The organism is Tenacibaculum ascidiaceicola (assembly GCF_047470925.1).
GTDB classification, from domain to species: domain Bacteria; phylum Bacteroidota; class Bacteroidia; order Flavobacteriales; family Flavobacteriaceae; genus Polaribacter; species Polaribacter discolor.
On the sequence record NZ_JAZKJP010000005.1, the window covers coordinates 166702 to 178810 of the forward strand.

Consider the following 12109-nt stretch of genomic DNA (forward strand, 5'->3'; position numbering starts at 1 on the left):
CATTAAATTAAAAATTATGAAAAAAATCTTTTTATTTATCGGATTTTTAACCCTTTCGTTTTTTACAGCTAATGCCCAAGAAATCTCTGACAACGCTATTGGTCTTCGTTTAGGAGATAATGATGGTTTTGGAGCTGAAATCTCTTACCAACGTAGATTAAGCGATAACAATCGTTTAGAACTTGATTTAGGTTTAAGAAATGGTAGTGGCTATGATGGATTTAAAGCTACTGCTTTATACCAATGGGTATGGCAATTAGAAAACCGCTTTAACTGGTTCGCTGGTGCTGGTGGTGGTTTAGGTCACTGGAATGCAAAGAATGTAGATGTGTCAGAAACATACGTTTTTGTTTCTGGTGTAATTGGAATCGAATATAGTTTTGATATCCCTTTAATGATTTCTTTAGATTACAGACCTGACATAGGATTCGGTGATTATTATAAAGACTTTAACTCTGACTTCGGTTTAGGTATCCGTTACCAATTCTAAAAAGACAGTAATAAAATTTATAAAAAACCTCCAAGTTAACTTGGAGGTTTTTCTTTTTATACCCTTATAATTTAAACGTTAAATGTTTTTATAAAGTAATTTTTACTTTAATTCAAAAACACCAAAACATCATTAAAACCTTAACTAATTAACGTATAATCAACTTTATAAATACATTTTAATAATTTTTTACTAACAAATTTGAAATCTGGTTGCTAGTTATCATAAATAATTTCGCCGTGGATAATTCACTAAAGATTTCAAAATGAAAAAAATAATTTTAATTACTTTATACTTTGTTAGTATTTTAGGATACTCACAAAGTAAATCTGGATTAAAAGGAAGAGTTTTAGACGAAACAAATCAACCTTTACCCGGAGCTACAATTAGTATCCCTTCTTTACAAGTTGGATTTTCTACCGACTTTAATGGAAACTACGAACTTTTAAATCTACCAATGGGAAATTATGAAGTTCAAATATCTTTCTTAGGTTATCAGACCTTAACAGAAACCATTACACTTACAAACAACATTCAATCTAAAAACTTTTCTCTAACACCTAAAATAGATAGATTAGATGAAGTTGTTATTAAAGGAAGTATTGGTAAAGGACAAGCCAAAGCCCTTAACCAACAAAAAAACAAAGAGAATATAACTAATATTATTTCTGCAGATCAAGTAGGAAAGTTTCCAGACGCAAATATTGGTGATGCCTTAAAGCGTGTTCCTGGTATTTCTATGCAAAATGATCAAGGAGAAGCTAGAGATATTGTTATTCGTGGATTAGCACCTCAATTAAACTCGGTAACTTTAAATGGTGACAGAATTCCTTCTGCTGAAGGAGATAATCGTAGAGTTCAAATGGATTTAATTCCTTCTGACATGATTCAAACTATTGAAGTTAACAAAGCAGTAACTCCAGATATGGAAGGAGACGCTATTGGTGGCTCTGTTAATTTAGTTACACGCTCTGCTCCTACTACTTTTAGAGCTTTCGTTGCTGGTTCTTACGGACAAAACCCTGTAAGAAACACACCTAACTATAATGTTTCTGCATTAGTTGCCAACAGAACTTTTAAAGACAAACTAGGGTATGTTATCAATGCTTCTTATAACTCTAATGATTATGGTTCAGATAATGTTGAGTTTGAATGGGAAAAAGAAAATGGTAAAGTCTACATTGGTGAACACGATATTAGACGCTACGACGTAAAAAGAAATAGAATGAGCGTTTCTGCTAACTTAGACTGGACACCAGACAACAACAATACAATTTTCTTCAAGTCTATGTACAACCAACGAAACGATTATGAAAATCGTTACAGAGTGCGTTTTAGAAAAATAGATGAACCTGATGCTACTGGATTATCAAAAGCTGAAGTACGTCGTCAAACTAAAGGTGGTATCAACAACAATACAAACGACAACACGCGTTTAGAGCGTCAAAGTACTTACAATATATCTGTAGGTGGAGAACATATTATTTTGGGAAACATTAAGTTGAACTGGAAAACAGGAACTGCCAAAGCAAAAGAAGAGCGTCCAGACGAACGTTACATAAGCTTTGAGAATGATGATATTGAAGTTATGCAAGACTTTTCGCGAACAAACTTCCCTGTATTACGACCAACAAATAATGATTTTAACGATCCTTCAACTTTTGAATATAAAGAAGTAACCCAACAGCAAGGGTTTACACAAGAACGTAAAATCAGTTCTAATTTTGATGTTTTAGTTCCAATTAATGCTACAGGAGCTTATAAAAACTCTTTAAAATTTGGATTTAAGCACAAATACAAAGAAAAAGTAAGAGACAATAATTTTTATGAGTATGATTTAGAAAATCAATTTCCAACCATGAATACCACCACTACTAAAGATTATACTATTAATGGTTATTTAGCAGGTGATGATTATAAATCAGGGCTTTTTGTTTCAAAAGAATTTTTAGGGAGTTTAAACTTAACAGGAGGTGAACTTGTACTAGATGAATTTGTTCCTGAAAACTACAATGCTAAAGAAAATATTTATGCTTTTTACGGAATGTTGCAACAAAACATTAATAATAACTTTTCTTTTATTGCAGGTGTAAGAGTTGAAAAAACAACAACTGACTACAATGGTTTTGCTATTGATGTTGAAACTGCTGAAGATTTAAGCGATGTAACTAAAACATCAGGAACTAGAAACTACACAAACTGGTTACCAAACTTACAAGCAAAATACAATATTGATAAAAACACCATTGTTAGAGCTGCTTGGACAAACACAATTGCTAGGCCTAATTATTACGATTTAGTACCTTATAGAAACATTAATAGTGATGATATTGAAGCTGAGTATGGAAACCCAAATTTAGACCCTACTGAGGCTATGAACTTTGATTTAATGTTTGAACACTACTTTAGCAATGTAGGAATTATATCAGCAGGAGTTTTTTACAAAGATTTAGATAAATTTATTTACAATTCAGTTACTGACGAACCAATTACCGTTGGGGATGTTACAGAAACTTATGATGTAACAAGGCCTTTCAACGGAGGTACTGCAGAAATTTATGGTTTTGAAGTTTCTTTACAACGCAAATTAAACTTCTTACCAGGTTTCTTAAGAAACTTAACAGTATATGGTAACTATACCTACACTGATTCTAAAACAGATGGTATTGCCGATAGAGAAGATGGATTGCCTTTGGCTGGTGCTGTTAAAAACATGTTTAACGGATCGTTGGCCTATGAAAGTTCTAAACTATCAATTAGAGCCTCTTTAAACTTTGCTGATGATTATATTTTTGAATACGGAGACGATGCTTTTACAGATGTGTTTTATGACGAACAATTGTTTGTAGACTTAAATGCTTCTTACCGTATTACTAAAAACTTACAAGTCTTTGCTGAAGCAAAAAACTTAACCAATCAAGAATTACGTTTTTACCAAGGTACAAAACACCAAACAATGCAAGCTGAGTTTTATAACTATAATTGGAATGCTGGTTTAAAATACAATTTTTAAGAATGAATAATTTATATAAAATAACACTTACTTGCCTTGTTTTAAGTGCTTGTAAGGTTGAAAAAATAGTACATCAAAACCCACAAACTAAACCAGTAGTAGCTTTAGTTGCTGACGCTGAAACAGAACCCGTTACTTCTTTTGACGACGCTGCTGATGATCCGTGTGTGTGGGTAAACCCTACTGATGTAACAAAATCAACCATAATTGGTACAAACAAAAAAGAAGGTTTAGAAGTTTATAATTTAGAAGGAGAACGTTTGTATTCTTATAAAATAGGACGTGTAAACAATGTTGATATTCGTGACGGATTTTCATTAAACGGAAAAGAAGTTTCGGTTGTTACTGCTAGTAATAGAACACACAATACTATTTCTATATTGATTGTAAGACCTACAGGTGAATTAGAAGATGCTGCTGCACGAAAAATATCTTCTAACTTAAAAGAAGTATACGGTTTAGGAATGTATAAAAGCCCTAAAACTAACAAATTATATGTTTTTATGGTTGGTAAAAAAGGCGGTGTTGAGCAATGGGAATTGTTTGAAAACAATACTCAAATTGACGCCAAGTTAGTCCGTGAATTTTCATTAGGAAGTCAAGGTGAAGGTATTGTTGCCGATGATGTACATGCTAAGGTATATATTGGTGAAGAAGATAAAGCCTTATGGAAATATGATGCAGAACCCAATGCTGAAAACAACCGTGTAAAGGTTATCAGCACCAACGGTTTGAATATGAAAGATGATTTTGAAGGCGTTACCTTATACGATGCTGGAAATGGAAAAGGATATATTATTTTATCGTCACAAGGAAATAACAGTTATGCTGTTTTTGATAGAATTAGCAATCAATACCTAGGAAGTTTCTCATTAAAAGATGGTGTGATTGATGGTACCTACGATACGGACGGAATTGATGTAACCTCTGTTAATTTTGGCACAAAATATCCTAAAGGATTCTTTATTGCGCAAGATGGTGCAAATACCCAAGACAAAGACAGCTTACATCAAAATTTTAAACTGGTGGATTGGCAAAAAATTTCTAAAAGTCTACATTTAGATTCGTCAAATTAGTGTATTTGTTGTGTAATTAAAAAAGTAGCTTAAAATATAGTCTTTAAAAAAGACCTTGATGTTTTGATGAAAAGACCTTGATGTTTTTGTAAAAACGTCAAGGTCTTTTTTGTAAGTCTTCTTAGTGTTTTGTTTTTATAGGTTGTTAAGTATTAGAAAAGTAGCTGTTATTTTGGTATGACTTTTGTTATTTTCAAAACAATAATAACTTAAAAAATTAAAAATTATGGCTGTGAAATTCACTGTAGTAAAAAGAAGAAATCCAAGAGACCCTCAAGTACCTGAAAAGTTTTATGCAAATATTGTAGGAAATGGTAAAACCTCGTTAAATGACTTAGCTAAATATGCTTCTGAAACCTCTACGGTTAGCAAGGGAGATATTCTTGCTGTGCTAGAAACAGTATTTACTAAAATAGCTAATGATGTAGCTGATGGTAAAATTGTATATGCTGGCGATTATTTTACCTTACAAGCAGGTGGTAGTAGTGAAGGTAGTGAAACTGCCGATAAGGTAACTGCTAGTAACATAAAAAGTGTCCGTACTATTTTTAGACCTGGTAAACTCATTAAAAATGCTTTAAAGTTGGCTACTTTTGAAAAGAAAGCGTAAGCCGTAAAAAATCCCTATCATTTTTTATGATAGGGATTTTTGTTTTTAATGATGAACAATTAATGTAGAATCCTTATATATTTTTATTTTAAATGAATTGTTTAGTGGAGAACCGTTCGTGTAATAACCAAATCTTTTAGATTGAATTAACTCACCCTTATTATAAACTTCTAAAAAATAGTTTCCATCACCTTCTATACCATTAAAAGTTATTTTCTTACTTACTTTTTGTCCTTGAGCTAATTTTGTTACTAAAGTTTGATTTTCTTTAGAAGAGCCTATTTTTATACTGTCTAATTCCACTATCGATTTATTAACTACAATAAGTTTTACATTATCACTGTAACAACCAATACAAAGTATAAGTACTAGTATTAAAATAGGAATTATTGTTTTTTTCATTATTTATCTTATTAAACTAATAATCTTCTAATTGGATGGTTTCATTAATTTCCCATTTATTATTATTTTTAATAAAATGAAAAACTCTTTCTCCTCCTCCTTTAACTCTATTAGTATTTGAAGAAACAAACTTAATTTTGTTAAAGACCAATACCTGATCTTCATTAACCTTGCAAGGCAATGAAAATTCATATATTATTTTTTCTTTATCCTTTTTTTCTTTTGTGGATTGATCTATTATGTTCTTATTTTCTGAGGAAATTTCTTTAGAAAAGAATTTATATACTTTACAAGAATCTAATTTTAAATAACTATTAGTGCTTTTTAACTTAAAACTATTCTCTTTTTCATAATCACTATTTATTAAATACTCTATCAAATACTTGTCAGTATCAACTTCTCTAATTTCATTGAGAATTATATCATAAAAGTATCCGCTATTTACTTCTTTTACTTCACTTTTCTTATCTGTTTTACATGATGAACATATGAAACAGGTTAAAAAACTAGTTATAAATAATATTTTTTTCATTCTTTAGGAAATAGATAACACTTTTTCACATTTTATTGTCCAGTGGTAATTTTCTTTTTCTAAATATACTAAAATTGAAACACCGTCTAAACTACCTTTACTCATCCCTACAGTTACAATTGCTTTATCAAAATTATCATTAAAAGCTATTCTTGAAAAACTTAATAATAAGTCCATTTTATCAAAACCTTTCCAAGGTAACTTTCTAAATTCCTCTTTGTATTGTATTAATGTATCTTTATCGTAAACAGTAACTTTTGAAATATCTAGTTTTTTACTTACTCTTAAATTATTAAACTCCTTTAGCAATTGATTATCAACCAAATCACATTCACCTCTAAAACTATGCGTTTTTTTTAAGCTAAATAAACTATCAATTATAGCAATAGTTTTCTTTTTAGTTAATTGTTTGTAATGATATTCATAGCCTCTTACACTATCTTGACATGTCATTGTTCTAACATTATAGTTTTTAGCATTTGGTAATGGAGGTATAGAAAGAACTGGGGGCATAACTAAAAAATCTTTAGCATCCTCAGTTAAAAAAGTAATAATTTGATAGGTGTTTTCTTCTTCGTAATTTCTTGTTTTCATTTTTTTACAAGATGAAAAAGTCAGAAGAAAAATTATGATTAAAAAATAGTTTACTTTCATTTAACGCGCAATTACAGTTCTTCTTACTTTAAATTTCAAATATTTATCTTTTTCAACTTTAAGTAAAAAATATAAATCTTTAAATAAAATATTAGGATTGTTTTGTTTCCAACTATTTTGAACTAACCATTCATAATTAACTAAATTTAAAAAATGTGTATCACAATGATTAATTGTTTCTACCTTACTTCCATATACTTTGCTAAAAATAAACTCTTGTGGTCTTTTGTAAAGCTGATAATTATAAAACTTTCCTTCTTTTTTATCTTTTAATACTTGTTGTTCTCTTTTCTCGTACTCAATTCTATTATACAAGCTAAATCTACTAATCTTGTTATTTTTTCCATTAGTTTTCAAGATATATTCTTCATGATTTTCATTCAATATATAATAAGCATCATCATTATTTGTTTGGGAGTATAGTATAGATGAAAAGAAAAATAAAGTTATTATGAGTTTATAACTAATTATATTCATTGCCATTATATGTTTAATATAATCGTTAATGTATTTTCTTTTTAAAAACTACCATACCTGTTTTTGTTTTTAGCTTAATTTCTTCTTTCTTTAAAGTAATTATTTTAAATTTCTTTATCTCGTTTTTCACAGCTATTGGATTGTTAAACCTCTTTTTTAAAAACACTTTAATTTCATAATTAAACTCACCATTTAATACAAAAGAATAGTTACCACAACATACATCAGAAACCTCTATTTCTCGTTTTCCTTTTTCTTTATCAAACATTAATAATACCTCTCCGTTTTTATCCGATGTTTTTCCATAATGCTCTTTTAGATTTCCAATTACTGTTATATCTGATAAAGGTTTTTCATCTAAATCATAAATATTTAATTTTACTTGAATAATATTTTTAGAATTTTTATATAGTTTTTCTTTATGAAAACTATTCTCTTTCAGTTCTGTTAAATCATAATTTAAAATTAAACTATCTTTTTTTATATAATAATGCCCTTTACCATATTCTGAATCTCCTAAATGACCTCCGGAATGGTACTCGAACACATTATTTGCTTTAAACTCATAATGTTCATAAAAATCATCCATTGAATAGTCACGCAAATAAGCTCCTGTTAATTTGCTTTGCGAAAAACAATGAAAACTAGATATTATAAAAAAACAAAGTAATATTACTTTATTAGCATTTTTGACCTTTAGCGCTCGAGTTTCCATTTTGTTCATTTTTTAGTATTTGTTTTATTTTATCTCTATCCGATTGATTAGGAATTAGTTTTTTAAATGAGTCTGTTTCTATTAAATTACCACTTGAGTCCTTATAAAAAAGTCCTCCAAAAGCCATTGCATAATAATAATCCCACCCCAGTAAATCATCTGGTTTTGTAATATTCATTTTTCCTTTACCTGAACCATAACGCATATCCCATTCATATAAAGAATATGCCATAGCATTCACATACTGCCCCATAAATTCATGATGAAACCTATTTGTTCCTATCGTATAACCATTATTTTTTGCATATTCCTCTATCTTTTGCCTGAAAGTAAAGCTATTGAACTGAATAACGTTAGAATATAAAGCATTTATGTAAGCATGAACCGATTCATGTATCATTGTTCGAGCAATGGAAAGTTTTGTTGCGTTAGATAAATAATTATCAGATATGGTTGTAGTTGCTCCTAGAGTTGTAGCTGCTGAACCATTCGTTGCTCCATTTTGTATAGTATAATCGGTTTTAGTACTATCATCAAACAATTTTAATATTGATTCAGAAAAGTTCAATTTAGTGAAATTTTCAGTTGTTACTTGTACTTCAGGCTTAATAGGGTCATTTTCAAAAATTCCATATTCAAGTTCAGAAAAAATTGTCTTGGCGCATTTATTTATAAGTTTATTAATAATTCTATCATCAAAATCTACTTCACCACCATCTTTTATAGCTTTAATAGCTTGTTCAGCAAATGTTTTGGCTTCTGAGGTAAGTTGTTTATTTTCATCTTCATTTGCTATAATAAAGTTTACTATTTTAAAAGACTCTAGTGGATGTGTATCTATCCATTCTAATTCTGAATCACTTAATGTACCTCCTAAAGATTTATTTATTCCTAATGCTGTATCTGTATAAATAGCTTCCGTAGGATCAGTTTGTGCTGAACCTGATGAGCCTCCTGAATCTAACCCTCCACTTACTCCATCTAAATCTCCAGGTTCCCCATTACTGCCTCCTCCACTACAACTAAACTCCATATCGTACCCTAACAAAGGACTTCCTTTACAACACCATGCTCCTGAAGGAGCATGACCATTGGCACTTCCACCACAGCCACAAGGTGCATAAAAAGCTTTTAATATAGTTTCACAAGACGATTTTGAAGCATAACTCTTTTTGGAATGCCCTTCTTTATCTATTAACTCAAAACTTCCTTCATACTTCTCATTTTTATTTGATAACCAATTAGAAGACGGTATATACTTAATCACACCTACATATAATTTTCCTTTATATTCTTGAAGTAACAAATTAAAAAAACTATGTTCTTCTTTCTCTAAATTAGTAATTATAGGAAAAGTATAGGTTTTTATCGTATCATTATAAAATAAAATTCCTTGTGAGGTATACACCTTTAATATATAATTATAAGGTATAAACTCATTTACCTTTTTTTGCTCACCACTCCTTATAAAGTTTTTTTCAAGTACATTGTATAATTCTTCATTTGATAAAACTTCCTCTAATGTTATTTTCTTTTTAAAGTATTTTTGAGGAATTCCAAAATGTTCATTTTCTAATCCGTGATTAACTTCTTCTTGCTTTTCACAATTCCACAACAACAGTGAAATCCCAAACAAGAAAACACCTAGTTTTAAAAGGTTTAGTCTTTTTCTTTTTTTCATGGTATATAAATTTAAATTAATTACAATTTTTATTTAAAAGTAGTTGTTCATGGTTTTTTGCACAATAAGGGTTTTCCCTAGTCATTTTAAGTTCTTCTCAGGGATAACCCTGAGTTTTCTTTAACATTTTAGTATAAAAATCTAATAATCTGATACTTGAATTCAAAGTAAAGCATAAAAAATTAGAAAAAGGTAAGTCAGTGACCTACTTTTAGTAAGTCACTGACTTACTTTTTCAGTACGTCAACTGTACGGTAATCAGTATTTTAAAACAAAAAGAGGAGGCTATTTCGGCGGATAATTATTGATTACTTTACCAACTACTTTTTGAAAATGTAATTTCTTTTGTTCTGGAGTCGCTTTTTCTCTTAATTCGCTAGTAACAATTCCTTGCCATATTAACTGATTGTCTTTACTCTCAACAAAATCAATGGTTAATTGCTGATTTATTTTTCTACTCTCAATAGGTATACCCCCTGAAATTCCAAATCCAACATTTCTTCCTCCACTTCCTAAGCCAACACCTATCGTATTTCTATTAAGAGACTCTCTTTCTTCAGATAAAATATTAATATACATATCTGGGTTTTCAGTCAATTGCATTCCTTTAGCTTCCAAAGCTACTGTTACTTCGTAAGTAACCCTTTTTATATCCAACTCATTTAAACCTTTACCAGCATCTTCAAAAAAATTAAAGGTTTTATACTGACTAAAATCTGTTTGACTATCGTAGTCATATACTACTTTAGAAGAGGAGCACCCAATAATAACTAGCAGAAAAAAATATTTGTAATACTTCATATATAAATTCTTTACGGTGTATTTAATCAAAAACTATACCTTATAAAAATACAAAAAGCCTCGCGTAAACGAGACTTTTTCTAAGGTTAGTTAGTTGATTTTTTATTGAACCGCTTTTAAAGCATCAATATTTCCATATCCAAACTCTGAATGCTTGTTTGGATAAAAATCAGCAGACTCTTTCATTTTTTGTAAAACTTGTTCTCTTGACCAAGAAGGATTTTTTGCCCATACCAATGCAGCAATACCTGCTGTAGTAGCTGTAGCTACAGATGAACCTCCAATATAATTTTCCTGCCCGTCATAATAACTTAATACAGGTATTTTATTATCCGTTCCGTTAGTACGTTGCATTTGTACAGTAAAATCAATTTGTGATCCTGTATGACATACATCACACTTGCTATATTGTCCTTCTTTAACACCTGTTACCGCAACAGTTTCAGACATACTTGCTGGAAAAATTACTCCATACCAAGTAGTAAATGAAGTAGAAGTTCCTCCTGCTGCTAAAATCATCTTTCCTTTGCTATGTGCATACTTTACTGCATCTGATACATTACCAATACTAAACGGAGAACCTAATGACATAGAAATAACTTTCACATCACTCCTATTTGCCAATGCTGTTAATGCTTCAACAACACCTCTTTTTTCATGGTAATCGTCAATTACTACATTTTCAACAGCTCTATACGTTACTAAGTTTGCGTTATAAGCAACACCTACAGGTAAATTATCATTATTTCTTGGAGCAGTAGCTACTGCTGCCATTTTAGTTCCATGACCACACTTGTCATTTACTCCATCATAATTATTAGACCAAGCCCACCAAGAATCTACAAACGTTCCATATTTCTGAACTGTTCTTCCTGATGAATATCCATCATTAAAATATTGATTCATCCATTTTTGCTCTGGTGATAAACCAGAATCAACTACAGCTACAGTTACTCCTGAACCTGTACTGTAATTCCAAGCTTGTGAAATATTGTGTGCATCGAAAGACCATGGTAACCTAGCACCTGGTGATACTGTACGATAATCACTCGTATTTAAAGTTGCTGTACCATACCCACATCCTGAAGAACCTGATGAATCTGATTTAGCTTGAGCAGTTGACTCTAAAAAACTATATCCTCCTGGTTCTATATAACGAACTCTGCTGTCTTTTAATAAAACATTTATTGTTTCCTTGTTGGTAACTTTAATGTCTAATACATTAATACTTTCGTTTACATATAATTCCGTTTCTCCTTTTGCTGAAGTAGGTTCAAAACTTCTTACTAAGGCTAGTAACTCATTTTTAATATTAGCGCTTTCTTCACTCTTCGCATAGTTATTTTTTGAAGTACCGTAGCCTATAGTCAAGATATTCTCTCCATGATTCACTGCACTCCATATTGTATGAGCATCTTGTGACATCCATTTAAAATCTCCTGTCTTTTGTAAAGATTCCTTGATTTTTGAATTGATCTCTTTTTTGGTAAGTAAATCTTGATCTTGTTTTATGTCTAATGTTTCATCATTATTAGAACATGAGATCATAGTTAAAACAACCGTTAGGCTTAAAAGTGTTTTTTTCATTTTCTGAAGGGGTTAAAGATTAAATTTATTTTTTCGAATATACTAAAATTTTAATATAATTTTAACACTTA

General features: G+C 30.2%; 12 protein-coding genes. 4 read left to right on the forward strand and 8 right to left on the reverse strand.

What is annotated here, in order from left to right; genetic code table 11:
- Positions 1-16 precede the first annotated feature (16 nt).
- The 4 genes from VBY68_RS05205 (at position 17) to VBY68_RS05220 (ending at position 5189) form a co-directional block, all read left to right on the forward strand.
- Positions 17-490 carry a hypothetical protein gene (locus tag VBY68_RS05205; protein ID WP_121145882.1) on the forward strand — a complete coding sequence of 158 codons (474 nt, stop codon included), beginning with the start codon at positions 17-19 and terminating at the stop codon, positions 488-490.
- A 265-nt stretch (positions 491-755) separates the two neighbouring features.
- Positions 756-3503, forward strand: coding sequence for a TonB-dependent receptor (locus VBY68_RS05210; RefSeq protein WP_415269094.1), 2748 nt, complete (start codon positions 756-758; stop codon positions 3501-3503).
- Positions 3504-3505: 2 nt separating this feature from the next.
- Entirely contained in the window at positions 3506-4579 is a 1074-nt protein-coding gene (locus VBY68_RS05215; RefSeq protein ID WP_415269095.1) for a phytase, read from the forward strand.
- Between the two features lie 226 nt (positions 4580-4805).
- On the forward strand, positions 4806-5189 hold the full coding sequence (locus tag VBY68_RS05220; RefSeq protein ID WP_124591174.1) for an HU family DNA-binding protein: 384 nt from the start codon (positions 4806-4808) through the stop codon (positions 5187-5189).
- 45 nt (positions 5190-5234) lie between these two features.
- Here VBY68_RS05220 and VBY68_RS05225 read toward each other — a convergent pair whose 3' ends face one another.
- The 8 genes from VBY68_RS05225 to VBY68_RS05260 all read right to left on the reverse strand — a co-directional run bounded on the left by VBY68_RS05225 (position 5235) and on the right by VBY68_RS05260 (position 12038).
- Entirely contained in the window at positions 5235-5591 is a 357-nt protein-coding gene (locus tag VBY68_RS05225) for a hypothetical protein (protein ID WP_415269096.1), read from the reverse strand.
- Between the two features lie 16 nt (positions 5592-5607).
- Positions 5608-6123, reverse strand: a complete 516-nt coding sequence (locus VBY68_RS05230) for a hypothetical protein (RefSeq protein ID WP_415269097.1) — start codon at positions 6121-6123, stop codon at positions 5608-5610.
- A 3-nt stretch (positions 6124-6126) separates the two neighbouring features.
- A complete protein-coding gene (locus VBY68_RS05235) occupies positions 6127-6717 on the reverse strand; it encodes a hypothetical protein (protein ID WP_415269098.1) in 591 nt (196 codons plus the stop codon).
- 60 nt (positions 6718-6777) lie between these two features.
- Positions 6778-7254 (reverse strand): hypothetical protein, encoded by a 477-nt coding sequence (locus tag VBY68_RS05240; RefSeq protein ID WP_415269099.1) that lies wholly within the window; start codon positions 7252-7254, stop codon positions 6778-6780.
- 25 nt (positions 7255-7279) lie between these two features.
- Complete coding sequence (locus tag VBY68_RS05245) at positions 7280-7858, reverse strand: hypothetical protein (protein ID WP_415269100.1); 579 nt, start codon at positions 7856-7858, stop codon at positions 7280-7282.
- Between the two features lie 76 nt (positions 7859-7934).
- Complete coding sequence (locus tag VBY68_RS05250; RefSeq protein ID WP_415269101.1) at positions 7935-9650, reverse strand: hypothetical protein; 1716 nt, start codon at positions 9648-9650, stop codon at positions 7935-7937.
- A 285-nt stretch (positions 9651-9935) separates the two neighbouring features.
- Positions 9936-10451 carry a DUF4136 domain-containing protein gene (locus tag VBY68_RS05255; RefSeq protein WP_124591235.1) on the reverse strand — a complete coding sequence of 172 codons (516 nt, stop codon included), beginning with the start codon at positions 10449-10451 and terminating at the stop codon, positions 9936-9938.
- A gap of 102 nt (positions 10452-10553) precedes the next feature.
- Positions 10554-12038, reverse strand: a complete 1485-nt coding sequence (locus VBY68_RS05260) for a S8 family peptidase (RefSeq protein ID WP_121145891.1) — start codon at positions 12036-12038, stop codon at positions 10554-10556.
- Between the last annotated feature and the right edge of the window lie 71 nt (positions 12039-12109).

Coding starts and splice junctions, on each gene's coding strand:
- VBY68_RS05225 (WP_415269096.1), bottom strand. CDS start 5,591: ATGAAAAAAACAATAATTCCTATTTTAATACTAGTACTTATACTTTGT.
- VBY68_RS05235 (WP_415269098.1), bottom strand. CDS start 6,717: ATGAAAACAAGAAATTACGAAGAAGAAAACACCTATCAAATTATTACT.
- VBY68_RS05260 (WP_121145891.1), bottom strand. CDS start 12,038: ATGAAAAAAACACTTTTAAGCCTAACGGTTGTTTTAACTATGATCTCA.
- VBY68_RS05240 (WP_415269099.1), bottom strand. CDS start 7,254: ATGAATATAATTAGTTATAAACTCATAATAACTTTATTTTTCTTTTCA.
- VBY68_RS05210 (WP_415269094.1), top strand. CDS start 756: ATGAAAAAAATAATTTTAATTACTTTATACTTTGTTAGTATTTTAGGA.
- VBY68_RS05220 (WP_124591174.1), top strand. CDS start 4,806: ATGGCTGTGAAATTCACTGTAGTAAAAAGAAGAAATCCAAGAGACCCT.
- VBY68_RS05215 (WP_415269095.1), top strand. CDS start 3,506: ATGAATAATTTATATAAAATAACACTTACTTGCCTTGTTTTAAGTGCT.
- VBY68_RS05255 (WP_124591235.1), bottom strand. CDS start 10,451: ATGAAGTATTACAAATATTTTTTTCTGCTAGTTATTATTGGGTGCTCC.
- VBY68_RS05230 (WP_415269097.1), bottom strand. CDS start 6,123: ATGAAAAAAATATTATTTATAACTAGTTTTTTAACCTGTTTCATATGT.
- VBY68_RS05250 (WP_415269101.1), bottom strand. CDS start 9,650: ATGAAAAAAAGAAAAAGACTAAACCTTTTAAAACTAGGTGTTTTCTTG.
- VBY68_RS05205 (WP_121145882.1), top strand. CDS start 17: ATGAAAAAAATCTTTTTATTTATCGGATTTTTAACCCTTTCGTTTTTT.